Annotated in this window: 26 protein-coding genes; 12 read left to right on the top strand and 14 right to left on the bottom strand. The window is 46.5% G+C overall.

Features of this window, described 5'->3' with window-relative positions; genetic code table 11:
• Window positions 1-9: 9 nt before the first annotated feature.
• Window positions 10-672 carry a molybdate ABC transporter permease subunit gene (gene modB / locus AC58P7_RS08840; RefSeq protein ID WP_497341859.1) on the top strand — a complete coding sequence of 221 codons (663 nt, stop codon included), beginning with the start codon at window positions 10-12 and terminating at the stop codon, window positions 670-672.
• 75 nt (window positions 673-747) lie between these two features.
• Here modB and AC58P7_RS08835 read toward each other — a convergent pair whose 3' ends face one another.
• Complete coding sequence (locus AC58P7_RS08835; RefSeq protein ID WP_497341857.1) at window positions 748-1,512, bottom strand: phytanoyl-CoA dioxygenase family protein; 765 nt, start codon at window positions 1,510-1,512, stop codon at window positions 748-750.
• A gap of 141 nt (window positions 1,513-1,653) precedes the next feature.
• On the opposite strand from AC58P7_RS08835, the gene AC58P7_RS08830 reads away from it, so the two are divergent.
• The 4 genes from AC58P7_RS08830 (at window position 1,654) to AC58P7_RS08815 (ending at window position 4,871) form a co-directional block, all read left to right on the top strand.
• Window positions 1,654-2,454 carry a helix-turn-helix domain-containing protein gene (locus AC58P7_RS08830; protein WP_497341855.1) on the top strand — a complete coding sequence of 267 codons (801 nt, stop codon included), beginning with the start codon at window positions 1,654-1,656 and terminating at the stop codon, window positions 2,452-2,454.
• 184 nt (window positions 2,455-2,638) lie between these two features.
• Entirely contained in the window at window positions 2,639-3,037 is a 399-nt protein-coding gene (locus AC58P7_RS08825) for a CidA/LrgA family protein (protein ID WP_497341853.1), read from the top strand.
• Window positions 3,034-3,726: an LrgB family protein gene (locus tag AC58P7_RS08820; protein ID WP_497341851.1), complete on the top strand. Its 693-nt coding sequence runs from the start codon at window positions 3,034-3,036 to the stop codon at window positions 3,724-3,726. The genes AC58P7_RS08825 and AC58P7_RS08820 overlap by 4 nt, the downstream gene beginning before the upstream one ends.
• Window positions 3,727-3,830: 104 nt before the next feature.
• A complete protein-coding gene (locus AC58P7_RS08815) occupies window positions 3,831-4,871 on the top strand; it encodes a sulfite oxidase (protein ID WP_497341849.1) in 1,041 nt (346 codons plus the stop codon).
• Window positions 4,872-5,054: 183 nt separating this feature from the next.
• On the opposite strand, the gene AC58P7_RS08810 is transcribed toward AC58P7_RS08815, so the two are convergent.
• Together AC58P7_RS08810 and AC58P7_RS08805 are read right to left on the bottom strand one after the other, a co-directional pair.
• Window positions 5,055-5,765, bottom strand: coding sequence for a YebC/PmpR family DNA-binding transcriptional regulator (locus AC58P7_RS08810; RefSeq protein ID WP_497341847.1), 711 nt, complete (start codon window positions 5,763-5,765; stop codon window positions 5,055-5,057).
• 145 nt (window positions 5,766-5,910) lie between these two features.
• A complete protein-coding gene (locus tag AC58P7_RS08805; RefSeq protein WP_497341845.1) occupies window positions 5,911-6,279 on the bottom strand; it encodes a hypothetical protein in 369 nt (122 codons plus the stop codon).
• Here AC58P7_RS08805 and AC58P7_RS08800 point away from each other — a divergent pair.
• On the top strand, window positions 6,272-6,592 hold the full coding sequence (locus AC58P7_RS08800) for an AraC family transcriptional regulator (RefSeq protein WP_497341843.1): 321 nt from the start codon (window positions 6,272-6,274) through the stop codon (window positions 6,590-6,592). The two genes, AC58P7_RS08805 and AC58P7_RS08800, sit on opposite strands and share 8 nt — an antisense overlap.
• Before the next feature lies 1 nt (window position 6,593).
• Here the strand turns inward: AC58P7_RS08800 and AC58P7_RS08795 are convergent, their stop codons facing one another.
• The 4 genes from AC58P7_RS08795 to AC58P7_RS08780 all read right to left on the bottom strand — a co-directional run bounded on the left by AC58P7_RS08795 (window position 6,594) and on the right by AC58P7_RS08780 (window position 12,441).
• Window positions 6,594-8,543, bottom strand: coding sequence for a glucosidase family protein (locus AC58P7_RS08795; protein ID WP_497341841.1), 1,950 nt, complete (start codon window positions 8,541-8,543; stop codon window positions 6,594-6,596).
• Window positions 8,544-8,693: 150 nt separating this feature from the next.
• Complete coding sequence (locus AC58P7_RS08790; protein ID WP_497341839.1) at window positions 8,694-9,104, bottom strand: hypothetical protein; 411 nt, start codon at window positions 9,102-9,104, stop codon at window positions 8,694-8,696.
• A gap of 171 nt (window positions 9,105-9,275) precedes the next feature.
• The gene (locus tag AC58P7_RS08785; protein WP_497341837.1) at window positions 9,276-10,193 is read right to left on the bottom strand and encodes an aldo/keto reductase; all 918 of its coding nucleotides are present in this window, start codon (window positions 10,191-10,193) and stop codon (window positions 9,276-9,278) included.
• 256 nt (window positions 10,194-10,449) lie between these two features.
• Complete coding sequence (locus tag AC58P7_RS08780; RefSeq protein ID WP_497341836.1) at window positions 10,450-12,441, bottom strand: glycoside hydrolase family 127 protein; 1,992 nt, start codon at window positions 12,439-12,441, stop codon at window positions 10,450-10,452.
• Window positions 12,442-12,587: 146 nt separating this feature from the next.
• Here AC58P7_RS08780 and AC58P7_RS08775 point away from each other — a divergent pair, with 146 nt between their 5' ends.
• On the top strand, window positions 12,588-13,454 hold the full coding sequence (locus AC58P7_RS08775) for an AraC family transcriptional regulator (RefSeq protein WP_497341834.1): 867 nt from the start codon (window positions 12,588-12,590) through the stop codon (window positions 13,452-13,454).
• A 28-nt stretch (window positions 13,455-13,482) separates the two neighbouring features.
• Here the strand turns inward: AC58P7_RS08775 and AC58P7_RS08770 are convergent, their stop codons facing one another.
• Window positions 13,483-14,373 (bottom strand): SMP-30/gluconolactonase/LRE family protein, encoded by an 891-nt coding sequence (locus AC58P7_RS08770; protein ID WP_497341832.1) that lies wholly within the window; start codon window positions 14,371-14,373, stop codon window positions 13,483-13,485.
• Window positions 14,374-14,537: 164 nt separating this feature from the next.
• Here AC58P7_RS08770 and AC58P7_RS08765 point away from each other — a divergent pair, with 164 nt between their 5' ends.
• Both AC58P7_RS08765 and AC58P7_RS08760 read left to right on the top strand, forming a co-directional pair.
• Window positions 14,538-15,623 (top strand): YncE family protein, encoded by a 1,086-nt coding sequence (locus tag AC58P7_RS08765; RefSeq protein WP_497341830.1) that lies wholly within the window; start codon window positions 14,538-14,540, stop codon window positions 15,621-15,623.
• Between the two features lie 127 nt (window positions 15,624-15,750).
• Window positions 15,751-16,164 (top strand): CBO0543 family protein, encoded by a 414-nt coding sequence (locus AC58P7_RS08760; protein ID WP_497341828.1) that lies wholly within the window; start codon window positions 15,751-15,753, stop codon window positions 16,162-16,164.
• A gap of 96 nt (window positions 16,165-16,260) precedes the next feature.
• Here the strand turns inward: AC58P7_RS08760 and AC58P7_RS08755 are convergent, their stop codons facing one another.
• From AC58P7_RS08755 to tdh, 4 genes are all read right to left on the bottom strand, one after another.
• On the bottom strand, window positions 16,261-17,472 hold the full coding sequence (locus AC58P7_RS08755; protein ID WP_497341826.1) for a chromate transporter: 1,212 nt from the start codon (window positions 17,470-17,472) through the stop codon (window positions 16,261-16,263).
• A gap of 223 nt (window positions 17,473-17,695) precedes the next feature.
• A complete protein-coding gene (locus AC58P7_RS08750) occupies window positions 17,696-18,655 on the bottom strand; it encodes a LacI family DNA-binding transcriptional regulator (protein WP_497341824.1) in 960 nt (319 codons plus the stop codon).
• Window positions 18,656-18,790: 135 nt separating this feature from the next.
• Window positions 18,791-19,969 (bottom strand): glycine C-acetyltransferase, encoded by a 1,179-nt coding sequence (locus AC58P7_RS08745; RefSeq protein ID WP_497341822.1) that lies wholly within the window; start codon window positions 19,967-19,969, stop codon window positions 18,791-18,793.
• Window positions 19,962-21,050: an L-threonine 3-dehydrogenase gene (gene tdh / locus AC58P7_RS08740; RefSeq protein ID WP_497341820.1), complete on the bottom strand. Its 1,089-nt coding sequence runs from the start codon at window positions 21,048-21,050 to the stop codon at window positions 19,962-19,964. Before tdh ends, AC58P7_RS08745 begins: the two co-directional genes overlap by 8 nt.
• Window positions 21,051-21,227: 177 nt before the next feature.
• Between tdh and AC58P7_RS08735 the strand changes: the two genes are divergently transcribed.
• On the top strand, window positions 21,228-21,788 hold the full coding sequence (locus AC58P7_RS08735) for a helix-turn-helix domain-containing protein (RefSeq protein ID WP_497246265.1): 561 nt from the start codon (window positions 21,228-21,230) through the stop codon (window positions 21,786-21,788).
• Between the two features lie 51 nt (window positions 21,789-21,839).
• Here the strand turns inward: AC58P7_RS08735 and AC58P7_RS08730 are convergent, their stop codons facing one another.
• Together AC58P7_RS08730 and AC58P7_RS08725 are read right to left on the bottom strand one after the other, a co-directional pair.
• A complete protein-coding gene (locus AC58P7_RS08730) occupies window positions 21,840-22,022 on the bottom strand; it encodes a hypothetical protein (RefSeq protein WP_497341818.1) in 183 nt (60 codons plus the stop codon).
• A 100-nt stretch (window positions 22,023-22,122) separates the two neighbouring features.
• Window positions 22,123-23,277 carry a glycoside hydrolase family 88 protein gene (locus tag AC58P7_RS08725; protein WP_497341816.1) on the bottom strand — a complete coding sequence of 385 codons (1,155 nt, stop codon included), beginning with the start codon at window positions 23,275-23,277 and terminating at the stop codon, window positions 22,123-22,125.
• Between the two features lie 260 nt (window positions 23,278-23,537).
• On the opposite strand from AC58P7_RS08725, the gene AC58P7_RS08720 reads away from it, so the two are divergent.
• Both AC58P7_RS08720 and AC58P7_RS08715 read left to right on the top strand, forming a co-directional pair.
• Window positions 23,538-24,440, top strand: a complete 903-nt coding sequence (locus AC58P7_RS08720; protein ID WP_497341814.1) for a helix-turn-helix domain-containing protein — start codon at window positions 23,538-23,540, stop codon at window positions 24,438-24,440.
• A 139-nt stretch (window positions 24,441-24,579) separates the two neighbouring features.
• Entirely contained in the window at window positions 24,580-25,542 is a 963-nt protein-coding gene (locus tag AC58P7_RS08715; RefSeq protein ID WP_497341812.1) for a GNAT family N-acetyltransferase, read from the top strand.
• Window positions 25,543-25,596 lie beyond the last annotated feature (54 nt).

Genomic DNA, 25,596 nt, shown 5'->3' with positions numbered 1-25,596 from the left:
TTGTAACAGATGAACTGGTCAGAATTCGCTTCTCCTATTTTGCTTTCCTTAAAGGTAGCAGTCGTCTCCAGTGTTTTTGTACTTGTAATTGGCGGTCTTGCAGCTTGGAGAATGTCGAGGCGTAACTTTCGTGGAAAAACATTTCTAGAAACCGCCTTCCTATTACCCTTAGTACTGCCCCCAACCGTAGTTGGCTTTATTTTACTCGTACTACTCGGTAAAAAAAGCTGGATTGGACACCTTATGGAGAGCTTATTCAATCAGTCGATCATATTCACATGGGGAGCTGCCGTGATCGCTTCGATCGTGGTGGCTTTCCCTTTAGTTTATCAAACGATGAAAACCGGGTTTTCACTTATCAATAGAGATTTGGAAGACGCAGGCAGATCTATCGGGGCCAATGAGTGGCAAGTACTGCGCTATATCACCTTACCCTTGGCTTGGCGTTCAGTCCTGTCAGCATACATACTTGGTTTTGCTAGAGGACTTGGTGAATTCGGCGCTACACTAATGATCGCGGGGAACATTCCGCACAAAACACAAACCTTGCCTACCGCCATTTACATTGCCGTTGAGTCAGGTCATCAAACGCTTGCGTGGTGCTGGGCAGCAGCTATCATCATCATTTCTTTCGGACTCCTGCATTTCGTTAACCGCAGAACGAAGGAGTAACATTGTTACTCAAAAATCCCCAATTCAAGCAGTTACATAACTGCCTGCGTTGGGGATTTTTGATTTTCATGTGTTCTAAAAGAGCGGATATTTCACACGCAAATCTTCACGAAACAAAACACTAGAGTCATTGCGGATGTAGTGGCACACGTAGGAGCGGCGCCAGCGGTCTTTGCTGCGATTTTTGTAGGAAGAGTGAATGAGCAGCTCATGGAAAAATAAAATATCGCCTTTTTCCATAATAACTGGAATCTCTTGTGTAAGATCGACACCTTCGGTTTCATCTGTCCAGCTTTCATGCTCATCAAGATTTTTCACTTTACCATGGGGCAATAATCCAAGTTTGTGCGTGCCAGGAATGACCCATAAGCAGCCATTTTCTTCATCGACAAGTTCCTCTAAGGCAATCCAAGCCGCGATCATAGACTTCGGATCATCCTTGATATAGTAATAATCCTGATGCGGCGCTTGCCCAGGAGACCCTGGCTCTTTGTAGAAATACATGCTTTGCACGCAGACTGCCTCATCGCCCATCATTTGAGCAAGTGCTCCTCTGACAATCGGCAGTTTCATTAACTGCTGCGAGAAGCCGTCATGCTGATGCGGATTAAATAACCTGACGGAGAAGCGGTCCTTATCACTTACTTCTTGACTGCCCTTTTTGGGCTGCGCCCATTCTGGCATCGCATCCGCAGATCTTATTCCGTGAATGTGTCCATTAAAGGCATCAACGAGATCCGCACTGCATCCTTTTTTCAACAGATAGTACCCGTGTTCATGAAAAAATGCCAATTCCTCTTCTCCTAAAGGTGCTAGTCTTTCTTTGATTGGACTCTGCATGTTCATATCCCCTTTCAAAATTTGAGCTCTACCGATATACTAAGCATACAGACGAACTCCCATTTCGAACATGGCTGTGATTGACGATAATATATCTGTCATTGATTTTCACCTTAGGATCAAGTGAGGGGATTTTACAATATGCCTACGAATTCTATCTTTCATTTGCCTCGTATCCAATCCGCCATTGGGGGGACCGTCGTATATCCACCGGGTAGTCGTTTTGGCCCTCGTATTCAGCCCGATCTTCAACTTGTATTACTGCATACGGGTTCCATGACCGTACACATCAATGATGTTCCTACACAGGTCCAGCCCGGGCAGGTGATTCTTCTGAAACCAGGGCACCTAGAACACTTCGAGTTCGCCAAAGAACAAGAGACATGGCATCGTTGGATTGCTGTTCATGTTGACCAGCTTTCAAATGGAGAATTAGCCCTATTGGAGCAATTACCTCCTACACAAGCGATAACCGAAGAAATGAATCGGTTAACCGACATCTTACTTTCCTTGCGATTGCGATACGAGACTACCTCAGCAACGCTATGCAGTTTAGGGTTGGCTGCCCTTCAACTATTCCTTGCAGAATCGACAATCAGCCATACGCAGCATACGCATCCTTCAGTGCTACACGCCAAGAAATATATTGAACTACAATTTCATGAACATCTCTCACTGGAGCGCATCGCCGATGAAGTCAGCTTGTCACCTGAGCATCTAGTTCGCCTGTTCCGTAAACATGAAGGAATAACACCGATCAAATTCGTATGGAATTATCGGATACTGAGAGCCAATGAATTACTGACCCAGACCGGTTTATCGATTGGTGAAGTTGCCTTGCGTTGCGGTTTCAAGAACTCGTTTCATTTTGCTCGCGTGTTCAAAAGCACGATAGGATCTACGCCAACTGACTATCGGCATGGGAGCTGGCTGAGGAGCTGACTACGGATAGCGAAACGTTACTAGTGCTGCACTTTTCACTGCAGCCACTGATCGAAAATGCTTTTGTTCATGGGCTGGAACGGAGCAGCAGTTCAGGGTAATTAGAATTCCTGCGCAGTAGGGGGACATTGGTTAAATAGGACTGATAGATAAGACGGGGCCATGTGCCCATGAAGGAGACAACATGTTAGGACTCGCGATTTTATTAGCTTTTAACGGGATTGGCATCTGGCTTCAAACGAGCTTTCACATTCCACTGCCCGGTAATGTCATTGGACTCATTCTTTTTACCATCGCGCTGTTTACGAAGCTGATTAAGCTGGAATGGGTCGAAACCACAGCCAATTGGTTCACAGGGCACATGATGCTATTCTTTCTGCCTTTCGTCGTCGGAACAATGGCCTTCTTCCCACTTATCGGCGGAAATTGGCTATCTATCGGGGTAGGCGTTATGGGAAGTTCAGTGGCCGTGCTGATTGTTACCGGCTTTGTTACATCCAAGTTGCAGCGTCGCGGGGATCAAGGGCATCGGATGAATTCTGATGCGAATGGGCAAAAAACAGTCGAAGGAGGGATGTCATGACTACCTCCTCTTGGCTGATGAACCCCATTTTTGGCATCGCTCTCAGCGTTGTAGCCTATACGGCTGCGCAGCATATACATAAGCGCTGGCGGTGGTTGCATCCGCTTTTTGTATGTTCGGGGCTCATCATCTGTGTACTGCTGAGCTTCCATATTCCCTATGCTGCCTATAAGGTAGGCGCAGATATGATTACCGTGCTGCTTGGTCCAGCAACAGTGGCTCTTGGTGTACCACTTTATAAGCATGCGGCTTTGATCAAAAAACACATCATCCGCATCCTGATTGCTGTTACGGCGGGTTCGCTTACCGGCATCGTCAGTGCCGCTGCCCTCGTTGGACTGCTCGGCGGAAGCCGCGAGATTCTGCTCAGCATGCTGCCGAAATCCGTTAGCTCGCCGATCGCTTTAGAGATATCGCGCCATCTCGGCGGTCTGCCGGAGTTAACAGCCGTGCTGACCGTGCTGACTGGATTGTTTGGCAGCATGTTCGGCAAAAAGCTGCTGGTCTGGCTGGGCTTCCGCGACGCCTTATCCGTCGGCATCGCGATTGGCACCGCTGCGCATGGCATCGGAACCGCGAGACTTCTAAAGGATTCCGAGGAGGAAGGAAGTATGAGCGGCTTCGCCATGGGAGCTGCCGGGATTATTACTTCGATTTTATTTATCCCGGTTTATTGGTGGTTTTCGTAACATAATCGGCCGACAACAATTAACTTGAAGGCGATCTCAATTGAATAGGTGGATCATACCTTTAGTAAAGACTTTTCACGGAAGGATGATCCTCTTTGTTATATATGCCTTATTTAATTACTCGGAAGCTCTTACCAGAAATCCAAGAATTCCCGATGGTTGCGTTATCTAGTCGAATCACGCCGGAGAATCTCTTTTTTATTCGGAATCACTTCCCCTATCCCAATGTGGATGTCCATACATGGAGGCTGCATATCGAAGGACTGGTAAAACGACCACTTAATTATTGCTATCAAGATCTTTTACAAATGGATCTGGTTACATTACCCGTTACGCTCGAATGTGCGGGAGATAAGAGGTCTTTTTTTTACCCAAAAACCCGTGGTGAGCAATGGGAATCTGGAGCAAGCAGCCACGCGTTGTGGACTGGCGTTCGTCTTGCAGATCTTTTACATGCAGCTGGTATTCGAATGAATGCGGTTGAAGTGACGTTTGAGGGGATGGATAAGGGCGTAAGAACGGATATGGCCGGGGTGTTTACCTATACCCGAAGCTTACCGATCAACGATGCACTGCATCCCGATGTATTAATAGCGCTTCATATGAATGGAAAGCCACTACCCTACCGTCATGGATATCCAGTGCGATTGATCGTTCCAGGGTGGTATGGCATGGCTTCCGTCAAATGGCTACACCGTATTTCAGTTATTGAAGAGCCCTTTACAGGCCCTTTTCAAGCTGTAGATTACCAATACATCCGCAATCTCATAGCCGCACAGGATGCTGAGCCAGTTACAACTATGCGCCTCCATTCAACAATTGCCCGTCCCTCCAATCAAGAAGTATTGGCAAAAGGTGAACATGGGTTAGTCGGAACAGCAGTCTCGGGCAAATATCCGGTTGTTCTTGTGGAGATCAGCACGGATAATGGCATGACATGGCAAGCCGCTGCATGGATGGACCCCCATGAAGCCTATTCATGGCGACGTTGGTGCTTTAAATGGCAAGTAACGAATGCTGGAACTTATGAAATTAGCGTTCGAGCTTTGGATTCTGAAGGAAATACGCAACCTCAAGCCGCAGATTGGAATGTAAAAGGATATGGCTACAATGCCATTCAAAAAATTCAAGTTTATGTGGTTTGAAGCTGCTTCATCTGTAAAAGTAATTTATGGATGAGTCTCATGCTAATATTAATTTCAGAAGGAAATTTGGGAGGGGAATCCAAATTCGATTCACTACGCCTGATTTTTAACCGCTCTCTAATGCAGTAAATAAAAGCGGTGCGAGTAATCTTAATCTCGCACCGCTTTTATTTACCTAAACGTTTATTCCACGTTATGATATACCTGTTGAACATCCTCTAAATCTTCCAAAGCATCCATCATTTTATCGAATTGGGCTTGTCCTTCTTCCGATAAGCTGATATTGTTTTGAGCGAGCATCGTGAGCTCAGCAATTGAGAACTCTGTAATGCCAGCTGTTTTGAATGCTTCTTGAACGACATGGAACTGCTCAGGATCCGCATAGACCATCACCATGTCATCTTCTTCCACAAGATCACGCACATCGACATCCGCTTCAAGCAGTATTTCCATAATTTCATCGATGCTCTTGCCTTCAATCCCTATGACTGCTGTGAAATCGAACATATAGGCAACTGATCCGTTTACACCCATGTTACCGCCATTTTTACTAAAGGCAGCACGCACGCTTGATGCCGTCCGATTCACGTTATTCGTCAATGCATCTACGATGACCATTGAACCGTTAGGTCCAAAACCTTCATAACGAAGCTCTTCATAAATCTCATCTGAGCCGCCTTTGGCTTTATTGATAGCGCGATCAATGATCGCTTTCGGTACATTATACGTTTTAGCCCGTTCAAGGACGACTTTCAACGCACGATTCGCTTCAGGGTCTGGTTCACCTTTCCTTGCTGCTACATAAATTTCAAGTCCGAACTTCGCGTAAATTCGACTCGTGCTGGCATCATTAGAAGCTTTCTTCTCTTTTATGTTATTCCATTTACGTCCCACTATGGATCCCACTTTCTATTATGATTTCATCACCTATCATAACCTATTTTCATGACAAATTAAAATATTTCCATTCGCCATGATGATTTGGTCATTATAGATAATAGCAAATTTCAAGCGGAGTGGGGAGTCTTTTATAAAGATTTTATTTAAAATGGCCCTTCGGCTTTTTGCCGCTCCATCTTTCGTCTACCTTCTCATTGACGGACTGGTATCTTGCGTCAACACTGTTCCGATACTGGTTAGTCGTATTTTCGAGCGAGCTGTGAAGTAAGAACATCCCGAAAATGAGCACATCCCCCGCCTGAAATTCGGTCGTTGCCCATTTCCCGCCAAATTTCTCTGTGATAAGAAGCGGATCATCCGTGTAATGTCCTACACCATCCCGATCCGAATCTTTCGAGCCGTAGGATTGCTTCAATGTCTCAAATCGATGCGACTCCAATCTGCTCCTCTTCGCCAAGGAACAATCGTTCGCTACGCTGCCGCAGCATAAAGAGCTTAATATGATCATCGTCTATATGCATAAAAATATAAACAAAGCCATTCGGGTCGAAGAACTTGTGCAGCTTAGCGGTTTGGCCCGAACGACCTTTTTCACTCGGTTTCGTGCTATCACCGGGCTATCTCCAGTTGATTATATGCTTAAACTAAAGTTAGAGTCAGCCAAAGTGGCACTCGAAACGACAACTCTTTCGGTAAAAGAAATTGCTGCTAGCCTGCATTTTTATGATGAATTTCACTTTTCGAAGTTATTTAAGAGAAATTATGGAATGTCCCCAAGCTCTTTACGTCGTACTAAGGTGGCATTGTTCCCAGCGGAGTAACTTATCGTACCTTGATCGCAATCGGACTTTCCTGATTCCAATGATAGATTTCTCTCTTATCGGGTGTCGTACATGCTACAATTACACCATCGTCACATCGTGAAACGACGAGATCGAAGCAAGCATCGAAAGCTCGGATTGATCGCAGCGCCATCGTCTGCCAACCCTCAGGCAATCGAGGACAGCAAGTAAAAGAACGAAGACCCGTAGGGACAATCCCAAATAACCCTTCCACGATCACTCGAGCGTATAGCGCACTTTCAGCGGAAAGATGCCGTTGATTACCTTCGGGGAAAGCTTCAACCGCGTAGGGAACGTGTTCGCCAAGCAGCCTATTGCGGGAATATTCAAGTAGATATTTAATTCCCTGCTCGGTTTCGCCCGAATAGAGAATACCTCGAAGCGCATACAAAGTTGAACGATCCCAGTAGGTGGTTTCTCCCGCCTGTGTGACAAGTCCGCCGTTTACCCACAATCGGGATGATAACAAAGCAGAGATGGTCTGATCCTTGCGATCCAAGATATTCATTGTCAGCGGAACGCAGATCCATGAACGCAGAATGTCGTTCCCTTCGTAATAGCGATAGGTCTCATACCCCTCAATGGTTGCACCGAAATGGGATTCAATCGCTTGGCGTAACGTAGCGGCTTCTTCTTCTAAATAAAAAGCTGTACCCGTCTTCGCTAAATCTCGCAATAAATGTGCCGAGGAAATCAACGCTCCATATGCCAGTGAAGAAGTGAACAGATTGGCATCACCACTTGGAAACCGATTCTCCAGTTCATCCGAGTCCGAAGCGATAGCGCCATCTTTGGTGAGGTTCCTCCTGCAAAATGCCAGACACCATTCGATCGCTGGCCAGAGCTCCTCGGCTATGCTCTGGCTGCCACTCGCGAGCGCAAACCGCGCCGCTCCATAGGCGAACATCGCCGCATCGCCCCGATCTCCAGCGCCTTCCCAGATATCCACCCCTTCCGCAATGATGGAAGAAGGAATGGAACGATAGTCAGGACCCATGAACGGCATGTAAAGTCGATACGCATTTAGTGAAGCCTCCATGGCGTCTTTCTCTCCCAGAAAAGGAAAAAATGGCCCCGCATATTCCGCCTGATCGTTGGTCCAGACAGCGGCGTAATAGGATCCGCCTCCAGGACAATGCATCAAACCGCTCTTGGTGCGAAAAACACTCTCCGCCGCGCGGATTTTGGCTAGCTCAAACATCCGATTTAAGTGGGGCTCTGGTGATTGAAGTTGCAACGATGAACCCAGCTCTCTCACAAATTGCCTTCGCTTCTCTTCCTCAGATACAACATCCAACCTTGATATGGTCGCCTGTAAAGTCGAAGCACAAATCCAACACATGAATGCTAATGACTCACCTGCTTTCAGTGTGACGGATGCTGGCGCATCATGGCCCGCTTCTACCGCATAAATTCCTTTCGTACCTCTGCGAAAATGATTACGCGTGATCCGCTCGATCTCAATCTGAACGGCATCTTCCATCACGTTCTGAATCTGCACGTTTTCTAATGCAACCGGTTTATCTCTAGACGGAAATACGGTTCTACGCACCAAAATCCCTTGATCTGATACAGATTCCAACTGCAATATGCCATCAAAAGTGACCCGCAACAGTTTTTCTTGGACAGGCTGACCATTTACACGAATACTTGGCACAAGCTCATGTCCGAAGAGCTCAATTAAGCTAGCATGCGTATCATTCGGGATTGTGCGTAGACCTGGCCATATTACTTTGCGTTTTAGAATAATGCTGCCATCCGCATCTAAGCCATACGTCACGATGAGGGAAATCTCCTTGCCGCTCATTTCTACATGATCCTGATGCGCAAGGTCATCGATGTGAATATCCCAGACAATTCCGGATTGTTCGCCTAAATGCCAACGCATTTTCGTCTCTTCCGAGGACACGTTCGAATCGGATATTAGCATGTTTTCCCCGCTCCTTTCCTTTACTATTTAACCTTACTTCAAGGATATAACTTCTATGACTACTAGAGTAATCCACGTTCTTCATCATTTCAAAAAAATAAACCCCAACCATTGCATGGCGGGATTCAATTCTTTTATATTTATTGCGAATTACCGATCAAAAAAATGCTTCAATTTCATAGCAAGCTCATCATCCGAAAGTGGATTCCGATGCGTATTTTCCAAATAAATATATTTCTCTGTTTCTGGCATCAAATACGCTTTGTACCAGTGGAAGAAGTCCGGACTATCCCCCTGCATCCGCAGGAATCGCCGCAGCGTATCGACATTATTTACTGTGCTTGAAATATTCGTCAGCCAATCGGCACGATAGAAATTCGCCCATTTGCCGTGTTCGGACTCGCGCATAGCTTGCAAGCCTTTCTTGTAGCACCACATCGATTGTGACGCATACACGAACGCCCGTGCGTACTTCTTGTGGGCTGCAGCGGAGTAAGAGCGGCAAAGCCACAACATGCCTTCGGAACCAGATTGGTGAATGACACCAGGAGGAGTACTCAACTTCAGGTGGAAAATAAATCAAATCACCTTTCTTAACAGGATACGTTTTCCCTCCAACGGAAACGGTGCCTTTACCTCCCTCAACGAAGTGGAAGGACTAGTTCATAGTTAATAAAAAGACCGCCAACCACCTGAAACTACAGGTCATTAGCGGTCTTACAGAATTAACATTTATGGAAGTACATTGCCGGCAGCACAATAAATCTCGTACCATTCCTGACGTGTCAGATAAACATCACTTGCTTTAGCACAATCTTTTAAACGATCTAAATTCATTGTACCTGTTACCGGTTGCATCCGTGCAGGATGACGTAAAATCCAGGCAATGGCTATTGTCGTATTACTTACTTCATATTTTGCCGCGATTTCATCAATCTTCTGATTCAACGCTGGGAACTTCTCGCTTCCAAGGAATACGCCTTCGAAGAATCCGTATTGGAAAGGCGACCATGGCTGAATCGTGATATCGTTCAGTCTGCAGTAATCAAGCACATTCCCGTCACGGTTCACTGCAGAATCATTCAGCATATTCACATTCATACCGTTCGAGATCATCGTCGAGTTGGTGATGCTTAATTGTAATTGATTGGCTACAAGCGGCTGCTTGACCGACTTCTTCAACAGTTGAATTTGCAAAGGAGTCTGATTCGAAACACCGAAATGCCTAACTTTCCCTGATCTTTCAAGAAGATCAAAAGCCTCAGCAACCTCTTCCGGTTCTACTAGCGCATCTGGACGGTGCAAAAGCAGAATGTCCAAATAATCCGTTTTTAAGCGTTTCAGAATGTTGTCTACTGATTCCAAAATATGTTCTTTGGAAAAGTCGAACATGCCCTTTCGAATGCCACATTTGGATTGTAGAATCATCTTCTCACGTATATCATCGTTCATATGAATGGCATCCGCGAATATTTCCTCACAGGTTCCACCGCCATAAATATCTGCATGGTCGAAGAAATTAGCTCCAATATCCATCGCTCCACGAACGAAGCGCTCAGCCTCGATCTTGTCCAACGAATTTATTCGCATACAACCTACCGCAATCACCGGAACTTCTAATGTGCTGGTACCAAGCTTCATGGTTTTCATCTGTTGCATATCCTCCTTCAAGGCTCAATCCTCTATCGTTTAATGGTTTCACATTCTTATTGTCACACATTATCCTAGTCTTTTACAAGAATTGTGGAAGATGACTTTTACAGCCTCTTGAACTAGCCTTTCTCTAAGCTAACTGAGATGTAGATTTTTCCATCTAATCTTCTCATATCTGATGCCAGTCGCTATACTGAGCCCACACCGCGCCCAGAAAAGCCCTTCGGAGTACCGAAGGGCTCATCTTTAACCACTACGTCAGCTTATTCGCCGCTTTTCGAATCCAAACTGTCATCTCGCCTTCTCCACGATTCCCCCACAGGTAATAAGGTACGGCCTTCAGCTTCACTCGCTCGGAAGCCCTTTGCTGCGAGAGCGGACGATATGGCGTATTCGCTGCCCAGGAAGCAGACTCATCGACCAGCCCTTCTGCATTTACAACAACGGCTCCGCCAAGCAGCTTCGAATCGAAGCGAGACGTCAGCCCCTTCCCGCAATCGAGCGCTGTCGAGGCAAGCGGCGTACCATTGTCCCCTGCTTCCAAACAATAAACAAGCGGTCCGCGTTCAATAGCTACTTTACCCGCGTTAGCCCGAATCTCAGGATGCGCTGCAGTTAACTGAGCTTCCAATGTGAGTTCCCACTCCACGACGTCTCCCTGCTCCCATTGCCGGCTAACCGATGCATAGCCATTCACTGTTTCGTACACGGTAACTACAGTATTGATTTTCAGGATTGCTTGGCCAAAGCTCCATGAAGGAATACGCAGCGCCAACGTAAAAGCTGCTGTTGGAGCAGTCGTCAGCTCTAACCGGACATAACCTTCCCATGGAAGATTGGATTGTTGTGTAAATGCAACTTCACCAACGGCAAGCTCAAAGCGCGCTTCGCTTCCAATGAACAGATGCGTATAGACCGTATTTTCTTCCGGAGAAACGGTATAGATATAACTGTTCAATGAACTTAGTAGACGTGCAACATTGGGCGGACAGCAAGAGCAGCCGAACCACTTCTGCCGTACCGCTTTCACATGGTGACGACCAGGATTCTCAGTAGACGCCTTCGGCCAAACTTCCAGTGGGTTCACGTAGAAATAATGCTTGCCGTCCTGTGACATGCTGCCGATGACATTGTTGTAAAGCGCTCGTTCCATCACATCAGCGTAGTCGCTCTTCGCTTCTAGCTGTAACATCCGCTGCGCAAAGAAGATGAGGCCGATGGAAGCGCACGTCTCCGCGTACACCGTATCATTCGGCAGATCGTAGTCGAAGGTGAACGCTTCACCATGATGCGTGGAACCGATGCCTCCCGTGATGTACATCTGCTTGTGCGTCATGTTATTCCACAGACGACGACATGCTGCAAGCAGCCCTTGATCACCATTCAGTCTTGCAAGATCAGCCATGGCTGTGTACATATAAACGGCACGCACGGAGTGCCCGACGGCGACATCTTGATCACGAACCGGCTTATGTGCCTGGTTGTAAGCCAATTGCTCGACAGTTGGAATTGGCTCCTTCTTTGTCGTCCAATAGCTATAGCCCTCTCTCTGCTTACATTCTTCAATCAGAAAGTTCGGCTCTGCGCCGCGCTCATCAATGAAAAATTGGGCCAGCTTCAAATACCGGTCTTCCCCGGTCGTATGAGACAGCTTAACGAGTGCAAGCTCGATCTCCTGATGACCGTCATAGCCACGCAATTGATCTGGTTCATGTCCAAAAATAGTTTCGATATGGTCAGCGAATTTGCACATGATATCTAGCAGCTTTCTTTTGCCCGTCGCTTCGTAATAAGCAACAGCCGCCTCCATCATGTGCCCGGCACAATACAACTCGTGCGCTTCATACAGATTCGTCCAAGCTTCCCCAGGTTTCTTAATTGTAAAATAGGTATTCAAATAACCGTTCTCATGCTGGGCCTTGGCAATTAACTCGATCACATCATCCGCCGTTTGCTCCAATTGAGGATCGGGTGTATTGGCTAGCGAGTAGCCTACTGCTTCAAGCCATTTGGCTAAGTCACTGTCCTGAAACATAAACCCGCCAAATTCGCCTTCTTCGACACCTGCGGCAATACGGAAATTGCGAATCGCATAGCTGGGCTCTGCATCCGGAATCGCGTCGTTCAGCGCATCCCATTGATAAGGAATAACCGACCCTCGAACGAGTTCCATAAATGGATCCCAAAATTTGTCCTGAATACGAACCTTGTTGCTTTTAGACTGCGTGATAGTCGAATTTACCATATGTAGTTCCTCCTCAAATACCGTTTAATTTATATAACATTTGATTATCATTCCATTTCAGTTTATCCTTGAAAATAAAGAAGAAATACGAATAAATCAAACTTGTTTTTTATAAAATTTAACACTAAATAAAGGAGGCTGCTTGCGTGAATGAACTGGGTTTGATTTCAATGGAGCTCCCACCGCTGCCCTATTACTTCACCATCGGCTTTTCCACCTACAGTCCTGGCGAACAGCACCCTGCAAGACGGAGTCTTGGGCTCTTCGATCTTCTCTGGGTTATCAAAGGGACCTTATACATCGGTGAGGATGACATGCAGTGGGAGGTAACGGCTGGACAAACGCTGCTCTTGTTACCAGACCGCTTTCATTATCCGGTCAAAGCATGCGATACGGAAACGATTTTCTATTGGATTCATTTTAACTTCACAGGAAACTGGTGTCTATTGACCGATCAAGGAGCGAACCCCGTCTATCCGCAGGTGCGGAACTCATGGGAAAATCCATATTCGATTCGAATCCCGCAATATGGTTCGCCACCCGAGTTTGCGATAGCGGAGCGGCATCTCCGTAAGCTTTTGGCTGATTCCACTCACCAGCGTTCGGCGACCTATTGGAGTGAACAACAGCTGTTCATGGAGCTGCTGCGACTGCTTGAAGCTGGACAAGCCCGCACCGATGCCTCTCCTGCTTTGAAGCTTGCCGAAAAGATTGAAGCCTATTTGCGCCAGCATTACCAATCCGATGTAACGAATAGTTCTCTCGCCGAGGAGTTTCATTTCCATCCCAATTATATGGTCAGGTGCATGAAAGAGACCTATGACTGCACACCGATGGCATACCTACATGAATATCGGATTGAGCAAGCTAAGCTGCTTTTAATTAAGACGGAATGGTCCATTGCGCGAATCGCGGAGCATGTCGGATTTCTAAATGCCCCTTACTTTTCAAATTGTTTCAAAGCGTCTGCGAACATATCACCACTGCGGTTTCGGAAGCAGTATTCGCCGTGAATATGGATAGCCTTCAGTTCACTTCCATTTAACCCCCATAAAAGTTCGCTTGCAGCCCTTTCACGTTTAACTTTATTCGGAAAAGTCCCCCCGCATGGGGTTGCTTTACGTGTTCCTCCTCACTTACATATACGCTAGCCGTAGTAATATACAATTCGTCCATGTTCTCTCCACCAAAAGCACAAGAACTTGTTCGCTCTACAGGGACAGGAATGGAACCTCGCTTTTCACCCGTCATTGGGTTCCAACAACTGACTTGCCATCCCCCCCACTGCGCAATCCATAACATTCCTTCGCTATCCACAGCCATCCCATCTGGAAAACCCTCGCCCTCCGGTATCGTTATCACAGTTCGAGGATCCGAGATCAACCCTGTTTCAACATCGTAATTATAGGCTACGACTTTCTTCGTCGGGGAATCGATGTAGTACATCGTCTTGTTATTGGGGCTCCAGCCTAACCCATTGGATACCGTAATGCAGCGATCCTCGAGGGTTCGAACTGTACCGTCGACATCTAGACAATAAAGGGAACCGGTTGCAACCGACTCATTTTGTGCCATTGTCCCCGCCCAGAACCTGCCCGCGCTATCGCATTTACCATCATTAAACCGATTGTTGGGCAAATGAGGCTCCGGATCAGCCACTTGGGTTAACGTCTCTGATTTCAAATCAAGAAGGTGAAACCCATGCTCCGTCGCTAGCATCATCCCACCTTGATTTCTTGGCACAGCCGCTCCGACCTTTTGATCTAGTTGAATAGTCCGATGGGTTCCGTTAGCAGGTGTAAGCATATGTATCGATTGGCCTACAATATCAACCCAAATAATTTGACCTGTACGGTGATCCCACACAGGGCCTTCCCCAAGATTAGCCTTACCGTCCCATATTAACTCTAATTCCGTATGCTGTTGTTCCATTTCTACGCCTCCTATAACGTTCGTGCCTGATTGAGTTCATGCTTTTTTGACACGCAAGCACGGTGAAAGTTGTGCCTAGCCTTGCTATACAAGTAATGAGTTCCCTCCCCGCGTGGTAGTGAATATTATTTAAGAACCACATGTCTTCTGGAAGGGGCTCAAGCATGATTATCCGTCAAGCATTACGCGTTTCCAAAGCGTGCGTTTCTCAAGCCTTACCACGCCTAATTGCAACTATTCCTACCAGCCTACCAGCTACAAACTTTGCCATCAATCCGATAACGAACCGGGTATACTTTATTCAAGGTGAAAACGGTCTAGGTATTCTGGACACAACAACAAACAAAATTATTACCACTATAAAAATAGGCCAATTACCGTCTGATATGGCTGTCAATACACACACCAACCGCATTTATGTAGTCAATTTCTTTGATGGAACTGTTTCCGTTGTTAATGGGCGTACGAACCGAGTCATCTCCACAATCAAAGTAGGAGAACGCTGTGACAATATCGCAGTCAATACGCGTACGAACCGAATCTATGTTTCCTCGATCTCCTTATCTTCGAGGAATGGTAATCTCGTTGTCCTGGATGGAAGGACAAATAAAGTACTAAGTAAAATCCCATTTACCGGGCGACCGTCTCAAATTGTCGTTAATGGATTGACCAATCGCATTTATGTAACGAATACGTCCACGGATACTGTGTCTATCATTAATGGGGCTACGAATACAATTCTTACTGCAGTAAAAGTAGGAAGAAACCCTGTCATAACGCCTATCTTAAATAGGAGAGGCAGCCGTCTCTATGTTCCAAATAATCTAAGCCGTTATTGTTCCGTTCTCGACCTCCAGACGATGAAAGTGCGCAGCATCCAGCTCGGCAGACGGCAAAGAGATATCACACTTAACCCCGTCACGAATCGAATCTATGTTTCAAGCGCGCAAGTTTCCACAAAGGGAAAACTGTTCGTCATTAATGGCAGTTCTAACAAAGTTATCCGCACTTTAACGGTGCCTACTTTTACTGATGTCCTTATTAATCCGAGAACGAACCACCTGTTCATCTCGGAATCACGTGAGTCTGGGACTGCTCCGCTTAACGTGTATCTTGGCAGCAGTTTGAAGCTGCTCACAAAGCTTCAAGTTGCCAAAGGATCCGGCGCATTGCTGCTGAACCCGCGTACGAATCGCATTTATGTAGGCGGTGAACATACGATATCCGTCATACAGGATACTTCTCGGTAAAGCTCAAGGTGTATATAAGGCAAGAACCTCGGGTCATACTTGATAGTAACTACTATCATGAGGAGTGGTCTGTATACTAATCAATATCATCGTAGGTTTTATTGTTCCTTCGATATTTATTGTTTCTTTGTATAAAAAGACACCAACAACTGTCATTCTGATCTTTCCCGTTTCAGCCATCTTTTCATCTCTGATTAACGCCATTGGCTATCATGTAGATTTTTGGGATTTTACACCGTTAATCGAGGATGATGAAACGATTTCTGCGCTCCCTTTTGACATTGGACTTTATCCCTTGTCTGCCAGTTTAAGCATCTATTGGATTGATGTTAAGAAAAAGAATCCACTCTTTATCCTTGTATCGATTTCTATCCTATTAACATGTCTTGAATATATCGCCTACTTAACTGGTAAAGTTGAATATGGACACGGTTGGACGATCGGATGGACTTGTGTATCTTATCTAATCGCTGTTACTTCGGTGTTTGGGTACTATGTACTTGCCAAAAAACATGGGGTTAACTTTCAAAGCAATAAGTAAGTCGCTTCCAAGGTGAATCAGCAAACAAAAATCCCCCTGTAAGAAGCGCAGTGGGGATTTTGGGAAGAGTAACGCACATATTCAAAATTTAGAAGACTACACATATCCCGTAACGATGCCGCCGAAAATGCCTGCAAGAACAACGGTCCACGGTGGTAATTTCCAAAAGAAAAGCATCGTAAACAGTAGCGATACAAGAACAAAATCAGCTGGCCTCATGATCGCTGTTGTCCATAAAGGATTGTACAGTGCCGCCAATAGTAAGCCAACGACTGCCGTATTCATTCCTACTAACGCACTTTGTAAATGGGAATTACTACGCATGAGAGTCCAGAATGGCAGCGTCCCTACGATGAGTAAAAAGGCCGGTAGAAAAATTGCAATTGTCGCAATAATAGCCCCAGATAGGCCACTTACCATGGCACCAAGGTAGGAGGCAAACGTGAATAAGGGTCCAGGAACTGCCTGCGTAGCGCCGTAACCTGCAAGGAAATCTTCTCTACTGATCCATCCCGTAGGCACCACTGCTTTTTCAAGGAGCGGTAACACGACATGTCCTCCGCCAAATACGAGGGAACCCGATCGATAGAAGCTATCAAAAAGCGCTATGCCTGTTGTACCTACTGCTGAGCTTACAAGCGGCAATGTCATTAATAATCCGAAAAATAGGATAAGACAACCCATAGCCACCTTACGACTAATCGGTATAACTATCTGTGCAACATCGGGAACTTTCGCTTGCCGGTACATCCACATTCCGACAATCCCTGATACGAGAATCAGCACTACTTGGCTGAACGCGGTCTGCAATAAAAGTGTCACCGAAGCAACAAGTACAGCTAAGGTAGCACGTTTCTTGTCAGGTGTGAGCTTCTGACCCATGCCTATTACGGCTTGAGCTACAATGGCCACAGCCACGATTTTCAGTCCATGAATCCAACCCGTATGGCTTATGTCCATTCCCTTTAAGAGAAAGGCGAACGCAACCAGAGCAATCACGGAAGGAAGTGTAAAGCCAAGCCAAGCGACCAAGCCTCCAAGCAAGCCGGCTCTGACAACACCTATGCCAATCCCCACTTGACTGCTGGCTGGACCCGGAAGAAACTGAGAGAGCGCAACCAGCTCTGAGTAGCTCTTCTCGTCAATCCATTGACGCTTACGAACGTATTCATTATAGAAATAACCTAAATGGGCAACGGGTCCGCCAAAAGAAGTCAACCCTAGCTTGGATGAGACGAGCAGCACTTCAATGAGTGCGCTAAGTTTACTTGGGGATGGGGATTTTTTGTCATAGTGTCGTACTTCCATACTCAGCCTCAATTCATATGAGTTGATTATTGTTTAAGATTTCGACAATATGATATCACTAGAGGCTGCATAAATATAGTTAATTATTAATGAATGTCTATTCTTGGTTGACCTCCCTTCGTAATAAATCTAATTTGGGGCAATGTTGGATAACGTTTTCCAATGATCCAAAAAAAATAATTATTTACTGTTTATCCGCAAATAATTATTTGTTTCCTTCTATTTATTCTGCTATGACGGATGATTGGCGAATCATTAGTTGAAATGGCATCTGTATTTTTTGAGGTAAATCAGTCGGTGACTTCATATATTGAACTAATAATTTGGTGCTCGTTGTGCCAATCTCGTACTTCGGAACATGAATGGTAGACAAGGGTGGACTTGTGTATGCCGAAATTTTAATGTTATCAATTCCCGTAAAAGCGATATCTTCAGGAATACGCAGTCCCTTCTCGGAAACAGCTCTCATCGCAGCAATGGCCAGCATATCACTTGCAGCAACCATGGCTGTAGGCAGTTTAGTCGTCAGATTTTCCAGTAACGCTTGCATGCCGCTATAGCTTCTCTCAACCCGCCAGTCGGTCTCAATCACCCACTCTGGTTGTATGGTCAGACCTGCTCGTTGCATCGCGTATTTGAAGCCTATGTATCGCTGCTCTTCCAGCATGCCCTCCTGTCCCGTGTCGCCGCCGATAAAACCGATCTTCCGATGCCCTTGGCCAATGAGATGATCAACAACGGACTTCACGGCAGCTAGACGGTCATAATCCACGGTCGGAATAATGAGAATCATCCCGTCCAGTTGCGTCTCCTGAACCGCTTTGTGCAGTAAAGGCATGCTCCGCATTTCCATTAAAGAATGAATATACGCCAACTGATAACCTAAATCTTGCAGTTGATTACTCACACCCGACAAAATTGGTGAGAAATACGGATGCTCTTGCCGTAGCTGTGGTTTCACTACTATGCAGCCAACCTGCATAGAAGCTTTGACTCCATCACTTTTATTTTGAACAAGACGGCGTGCGGACTCATTGGGTTTATACCCCAATTCCTCGACAACCTGCCATATCTTTTGCTTCGTCTCTAGATTAATTTGTCTGCTGGTATCATTATTGACGACACGTGAAATCGTGGAAACGGAAACACCAACACGTTTGGCAATATCTTTTAGAGTTGTCACAGTTTGAAGTTGCTCCTTAAGATGCTATCTAGATAAACGTTTGGCTCCAAACGTTTTCCACACTTTTCGTAATATGCTTTCCAGCGTGGGTCAAGAATTTTCTGACAATTATATTGCTTCGTGCGAATCACTTTTTCACTTCAATAGGTCGAGCTGTTTTCCAGCCTTTTGTAACGCGTTTAGCGCAAAATCAAGATCTTCTTGTGTATGCTGAGCCGTGACAATAAATCGTACGCGACCTTTGTCCATCGCCACTGTCGGATAGACAATCCCTTGAGCATAGACTCCTTCTTGCAAAAGCAAATCGGAAAACTGCATCGTCTTCGCAGGATTCCCCACGATAACAGGTATGATTGGCGTCTCACTCGCACCTGTGTTAAAGCCAAGCGCTTGCACCTTCGAGCGGAAGTAAGTTGCATTTTCCCAGAGCTTATTGATGAGGTCTCGGCTTTGCTGCAGCACCTGGATGGCCGCTAGGCAAGTAGCCGCTACCGCTGGCGTCTGTGAGGTACTGAACAAGAAAGGACGCGCTTTGTGGATCAGGTAATCTTTGACCACTTGATCACAAGCCACGTAGCCCCCAACAGCGCCGACCGCTTTCGAAAGTGTTCCGATCTGGATGTGTACCCGACCGTGCAGACCGAAATGGTCCGTCGATCCCTTCCCATTCTTGCCGAGTACACCGCTCGCATGAGCATCATCTACGTAGACAAACGCATCGTACTTCTCAGCGAGCTCCACAATGGTCGGCAGCGTTGCGATGTCGCCATCCATGCTAAAAACGCCATCTGTGACAACAATGCGCTTCTGAAATCCGGCGCTCGCTTTTAATGCTTCTTCCAACTGATCCATATCTTTATGCGCAAAAACTTTCCGCTGCGCTTTCGTCAATCGAATACCGTCAATGATACTGGCGTGATTTAACTCGTCACTGATCACAACATCATCAGGTCCAAGCAGCGAAGCTAGAACGCCTTGGTTCGCCGTGAAACCTGATTGAAAGACGAGCGCTGCTTCCGTTCCCTTGAATTTGGCAAGCTCCAGTTCAAGTTGATCATGAATATCAAGCGTCCCTGTGATCGTGCGTACGGATCCGCTTCCCACACCATATTTCTCCACAGCACGAATAGCCGCTTCCTTCATGCCAGGATGATCCGTGAGTCCCAAATAATTGTTAGACGACATTTGCAGTACGGAGCGCCCCTTCAACGTCATCCATGCACCTGATCCGCTTTCCCATACTGTCAGAGGACGGTAGCGCCCCTCCTTTTGCAATTGCTCCAATTCTTCCACTAATGTGTTCCAATTAGCCATGAATCGCACACTCCTTAATTGAAGGTAATTTCACTTCCGTGTCATGTAAAAAAACGATTTTGCCGCATTGCCCCGATATCATCAAATCAAAGGCTTTTTCATAATCCTTCAGCGAGAAAGTGTGGGTAATGAGCGGTTTCAAATCGATTCGATTCTGATCAAGTAAACCTTTCAGTTGATACCAGGTTTGATACATGCGCCGCCCAGTAATTCCTTCAACACGCAAGCCTTTGAAAATGATATGGCGCGATAAATCAAGGGGCACCTCTTGCGTAGGAATGCCTAGCAAGGATACACGAGCCGCAGAAGCCGCTGCCTCAAAACCCCCGCGAATCGCTTCGGGATATCCTGACATCTCTAAGACGACTTCGGCCCCCTCACCTCCGGTGTAGGCAAGGATCGCATCGACCATGGATTCCTCTCGGCTATTGATGATATAGTCTGCGCCCATTTGCTTTGCAAGTGACAAGCGATACGGATTAATGTCAACTGCCATCACGACCCCTGCGCCACTCGCTTTGGCAACAGCAACAGCCATCAATCCGATGGGCCCGGTACCGATGACTACGACCGATCTCCCAACGATTTCGCCTGACAAAACGGTTTGCACCGCATTTCCAAGTGGATCCTGCAGACAAGCGAGCTCAAACGGCATATCCGGCCTGTTGTGAATGACATTCGACGCCTTTACGACCGCATATTCCGTAAAACAGCCTGGTGCAGTTATACCGAAGCTAACCGTATTCGGGCAGACATGCGCGTTGCCTGTTCGGCATGCCTTACAAACACCGCAAACGATATGCCCTTCTGCGGATACGTGATCTCCTATATTCACATTAGTCACTTGGCTGCCAACCTCTTCCACTACACCTGCGAATTCATGACCAAATACATTCGGTGTAACCACTGTGCTTTCCGCCCAATCATCCCATTTGTAGATATGGACATCCGTCCCGCAGATGGAGGTTGCTTTTATCTTTACCAGCACTTCATTAGGTCCACACTGTGGAATCGGTACTTCCCGTAAAACCGCACCAGGTCCACGTACCTCTTTTACAAGACCGATCATCGACTCTCTCATGTTTGCACGCCCCCTTTTCTGATAGAATGTTTACTATATTAACTTTTTGTGCGTTATCTTGTATATACAATATATTATACATATGGACGAGATATTGTACATATGAATTTGAAAAGATTTCGCAGCTATGCTAAATTTGGTTTATAATTGAGGTACTTGTAGGAAGAGGAGAAATCAATGGATCAGGAGCAAATTCACAAAAAAATCGGGAAAAACCTTCAAAATATTCGTAAAGCAAGGTCACTTAGCCTGGATCAGGTTGCAGAATTAACAGGGGTCAGCAAGGCGATGCTTGGGCAAATTGAGCGTGGAGATTCGAACCCCACCATTTCAATTTTATGGAAAATTGTGAACGGACTTCACATTTCATTTACTTCGCTAATCGAGGACAATGTCCCTAAGGTGACCCACATCCACCTCGATGAAATTGAACCGTTCTTAGAAGAAGATGGGAATTATCGGGCTTTTCCTATCGTCCCCTTTGAGCAGAAAAAGCAATTTGAAATCTACACCGTTGAAATTGAAGTCGGCTGTACCCATGCTTCGGAAGCCCATTACGAAGGCGTCGAGGAATATATTTTGATGATTAGCGGTGCGCTTCGACTCCGCATTCAAGATGAAACCTACGAGTTGAAGGCCGGAGATGCCATTCACTTTTCCGCTGATCAGCCCCATGTTTATGAAAACATCGCAGATGAGAAAACGATGTATAACACAATCATTTGTTATCCTTTGTAAGAGAGATTTTGCTACTGTAAAACAAGAGGGCTGTCCTCTAAGTAGAATGTTCTACTTGGAGGACAGCCCTCTTTCTATAAAGAAACTAACTTCGTGACCGGGATGAAGCCCGCAAGGCGTTTGCTTAACGCCATATCGACACTTAATCGTTCGATGCCAGCCAAGTTGCTGTCGATCGCTTATTTTTTGCAATTTCACACCGAGTCCCCCGTGTTCGAATGGAATTGGTTTCAATTAATTATACACGATAAGCACAAAGAAACACCGCCTTTCCCTTTTTTGAAAAGAAAGTGGTGTCCCTTCGTCAGACTACGTAAAAATAAATTTTTATATGTTAAAATATCCGTTGCTTCCAGCCTAGCAGCTTAGCTAGCGCCTCAACATAATAGTAATCGCCATAAATGAGCGATACATTCACGTTCTGCCCAGCTGGTTTGTTCCCGGTTCCTTCCAAAAGAATAGCTTGATGCTCTGGCTGATCCCAAGTGCCGTAATGCTGTGTCAATGACAACAACATCCGCTCTGCCGCGCGACGATACATGGCGCCTTCTTCGCCAGGCAGGGAAGCCGAGAGTTCGATTAACCCTGAGGCAGCACATGCCGCAGCAGATGTGTCTCTCGGCTCGTTATCCAACGCCTCATCCGCACGGAAGTCCCAATGGGCTACGTAGTCCTCTGGCAAACACGCCAGGAAGTAGTTCGCCACGCGCTGAGCTGCCTGCAAATACTGAACGTCTCCCGTGTAACGGTACACGTTCGCCAAACCATGCAGCGCCCATGCCGCTCCTCGGCTCCAAGCCGATTGCGGTCCAGCACCTTGACCGCCTAGCGATTCGATCAGTTCGCCCGTCCACGGATCGAAGCTCAAGATATGGTTCACCGAGCCGTCCGCACGGATGAACTTCTGGACAACCGTATTCGCATGCGCTATGCCAATATGCTCAAATCGCGGGTCGCCAGTCGTCTCCGCCGCCCAGAACAAGATGGACACATTCATTGTCGAATCGACGATGGCCCAACCTAGCTTATCTTGGTTCCACGCGCGCAGGAAATTACCTGCAATATTGAATCGTCCGGCCAGGAAATTAGCCGCTTGAAGCCCGCGACGCAACCCATCTGAATCGCCTGTCAGCTTATGCTTAATCACGGCTGTCGGCAAATACTGAAAGCCGACATCATGATGGAAATTGTTGTCTCGAATGCTTGCCAGTTCAAACTTCTCATCCCACTGCCAGGCGGCTTCCTTGTAATGCTCTCTGCCTGTCATGTCATGCAGGATCCACAGAATGCCCGGCCAAAAGCCTGAAGTCCACCAATCAATCCGCATATCGTCATAAATGCCGTCTTCTTTAGCAACATGAGGGGATTTCTGTCCGAGCTGCTCGATCATCCGATCGACCTTCACTTGCAGTTCGCTCCACACATCCGGCAAAATGTCCTCAAGCTTCTGTGCGTTTTTCCACGCTGCTTTATCGATAAGTTCACTCATCCTGTAAGCCTCCCTATTTGGTTTACTCGCCTTCAAAGTGAAGCAATTTCCTTCCCATCGGATACGGGTTATTGATCACCAATTTGGTCCGATACCAATCCGCGATAGTGCTCCCATTACTCAATTAAACGTTGTTTCATTATGTTACGAGTCTCCTCCTAGTTGCTCATTCACTTGTCTCCATCCTATCAAAAAAAAGGCCAAAAAAGTTTAGCCCTCTTATGATAAAATGTTGTTATATTACGATGAGGAGATTACCTATGAAGCTGATGAATTACTTGAACTTAAATGTTCACCCCGTGCAATTATCTTTTTTCAAAGATAGAACACACGCGTTCGAGGAAGTATTTCATGCCCACCAAGGCATGGAGCTGCTCGTCGTACATGAAGGCACTGGGATTGTCGTAATAGAACAACAAATTGTGGAGCTGACACCAGGCTCAATTTTCTGCTTCCGCCCTTTTCAACTTCATCGCATTCGAATACATAACCTACCCGAAGACAGCTATGTTCGCTCCCTCTTCGTATTAGAACCATCTGTGCTCGAAGCTGCACTTACAGTCTTTCCCTCGCTTTACGAGTTTCTAAGAAAACTATGGAAGGACCCGCTCATGCCGCAATCGTTTCGAAGCGAGAACCTTCCTGAGCTCGAGGCATTATTACGCCGATATGCGCCTAGCATGGAAGACGTAAGGAAACAAGGCCCAGAGCGGCTGCTGGAGGAGCAGTTGCTTTTCCTCACCGCATTTCTGCATCAACTGCGTACTGATACCGAGAAAGTGCTCTCTCCTCGGGCCGACTCCACGCCTAAGCTTTCTCCGAAAAGCTCCTCGACAGCCGAGCGTATGCTCGCTTGGATCGAAGCTCATTACATGGAGCCATTCAGGTTGGAAGAGCTTGCTGGAGCGGTACACCTTACGCCAAACCATGTTTCCGCCACCTTTCATCAATCCATTGGCAGTACAATTACGGAATACTTGACCGCTCGCCGCATCAGACAAGCTTGCTGGCTTCTACGCACGACGGACATGTCTGTTCAAGATATTGGAGAAGCCGTCGGTTTGGGTAACTCTTCGTACTTTTGCCAACTATTTAAGAAGCATGTAGGATTCACGCCCTATAAATTCAAAGGGATGAGTGCGTACACGCTTTTCTTAGAGTAATCGATGTGAATGATTAGAATCTTTCATTATATCCAGACTTTACCATGAAGTGAACCTCGGGGCATGGGATAATAACATAAAAGAGATTACTTAACTATGGTGGAGGTCATGACATTTGCCCAATTGTGTAATTCGAAAAATGCGACAACCAGACGATTATACAGCCGTTGCCCCGCTGCTGAATCTGATCTGGTCGGAACCGACAACAGCCGAGCAGTTGAAGGAAGACGAAGACAAAATCCCTCCTGGCCAGCTGCATTACAATGAAGAAGGTCAACTGATGGGATGGGATCGCCCCAAATGGGTTGCCGAAGACGAGCATGGACAAGTGGTAGCTTATGCAATTGCATGGCGCGCTCCATGGACGGAGCCCGACGAATTAATTTATACCCTTGTCGTTCACCCAGAATTCCGAGGGAAAGGTGTAGGGAATGCCTTGTACGATGCGGTCCATCAATGGGCTGTCGAAGTCAAAGCTTCACGACTCATTGGCTTTATGAAGGAGACTGACGAGAAATCGTTGGCTTTTGCAGAACGCCGCAATCATGTAAAAGCACGCCATTCCTTCGAATCCGTTCTGGATCTAGCAACATTTGATAGGGGTAATCTGGTTGAATCGATAGCCGATGCAGAACGATCAGGCATTCAATTCATTACGTTAGCAGATGAGCCGGGGGAAGCGAGCGAGAGAAAGCTGCATGAACTGTATCAAATCACGCATCCGGATATTCCAGGCTATTCCGGCAGCTTTCCTTGGTTCGAAGAATGGAAGAAATGGAGCATCGAACAAAACGGCGTGCGCCCCGAATGGATTCATATCGCCAAGGATGGCGACCGCTACATTGGCGTTGTCACACTGCAACAGAACGATCAAACACGGGCGATGTATCATGAATACACCGGTGTGCTTCCCGAATATAGAGGCCGCCGTATTGCGCTCGCCTTAAAGATGCTTGGCATCCAAACGGCTCGCGCATGCGGTGTTCCCTATTTGAAAACGCACAATGATTCCATGAACGGCCCTATGCTGCGCATTAACCGCGATCTGATTGGCTTTCGAGCGGAGCCGGGGAGTTATAAGATGGTGTCCAAGCTTCGATAAATGTTAAGCAAAAAGTAGAAATAAAGAAGGCGACCAACGGGTTGCCTTCTTTAT

This window comes from Paenibacillus sp. J22FR5 (genome assembly GCF_059691975.1).
This window is presented reverse-complemented; position numbering and strand designations above follow the sequence as displayed.

Coding starts and splice junctions, on each gene's coding strand:
- modB (WP_497341859.1), top strand. CDS start 10: ATGAACTGGTCAGAATTCGCTTCTCCTATTTTGCTTTCCTTAAAGGTA.
- AC58P7_RS08835 (WP_497341857.1), bottom strand. CDS start 1,512: ATGCAGAGTCCAATCAAAGAAAGACTAGCACCTTTAGGAGAAGAGGAA.
- AC58P7_RS08830 (WP_497341855.1), top strand. CDS start 1,654: ATGCCTACGAATTCTATCTTTCATTTGCCTCGTATCCAATCCGCCATT.
- AC58P7_RS08825 (WP_497341853.1), top strand. CDS start 2,639: ATGTTAGGACTCGCGATTTTATTAGCTTTTAACGGGATTGGCATCTGG.
- AC58P7_RS08820 (WP_497341851.1), top strand. CDS start 3,034: ATGACTACCTCCTCTTGGCTGATGAACCCCATTTTTGGCATCGCTCTC.
- AC58P7_RS08815 (WP_497341849.1), top strand. CDS start 3,831: ATGCCTTATTTAATTACTCGGAAGCTCTTACCAGAAATCCAAGAATTC.
- AC58P7_RS08800 (WP_497341843.1), top strand. CDS start 6,272: ATGATCATCGTCTATATGCATAAAAATATAAACAAAGCCATTCGGGTC.
- AC58P7_RS08805 (WP_497341845.1), bottom strand. CDS start 6,279: ATGATCATATTAAGCTCTTTATGCTGCGGCAGCGTAGCGAACGATTGT.
- AC58P7_RS08795 (WP_497341841.1), bottom strand. CDS start 8,543: ATGCTAATATCCGATTCGAACGTGTCCTCGGAAGAGACGAAAATGCGT.
- AC58P7_RS08785 (WP_497341837.1), bottom strand. CDS start 10,193: ATGAAAACCATGAAGCTTGGTACCAGCACATTAGAAGTTCCGGTGATT.
- AC58P7_RS08780 (WP_497341836.1), bottom strand. CDS start 12,441: ATGGTAAATTCGACTATCACGCAGTCTAAAAGCAACAAGGTTCGTATT.
- AC58P7_RS08770 (WP_497341832.1), bottom strand. CDS start 14,373: ATGGAACAACAGCATACGGAATTAGAGTTAATATGGGACGGTAAGGCT.
- AC58P7_RS08765 (WP_497341830.1), top strand. CDS start 14,538: ATGATTATCCGTCAAGCATTACGCGTTTCCAAAGCGTGCGTTTCTCAA.
- AC58P7_RS08755 (WP_497341826.1), bottom strand. CDS start 17,472: ATGGAAGTACGACACTATGACAAAAAATCCCCATCCCCAAGTAAACTT.
- AC58P7_RS08745 (WP_497341822.1), bottom strand. CDS start 19,969: ATGGCTAATTGGAACACATTAGTGGAAGAATTGGAGCAATTGCAAAAG.
- tdh (WP_497341820.1), bottom strand. CDS start 21,050: ATGAGAGAGTCGATGATCGGTCTTGTAAAAGAGGTACGTGGACCTGGT.
- AC58P7_RS08735 (WP_497246265.1), top strand. CDS start 21,228: ATGGATCAGGAGCAAATTCACAAAAAAATCGGGAAAAACCTTCAAAAT.
- AC58P7_RS08725 (WP_497341816.1), bottom strand. CDS start 23,277: ATGAGTGAACTTATCGATAAAGCAGCGTGGAAAAACGCACAGAAGCTT.
- AC58P7_RS08720 (WP_497341814.1), top strand. CDS start 23,538: ATGAAGCTGATGAATTACTTGAACTTAAATGTTCACCCCGTGCAATTA.
- AC58P7_RS08715 (WP_497341812.1), top strand. CDS start 24,580: ATGCGACAACCAGACGATTATACAGCCGTTGCCCCGCTGCTGAATCTG.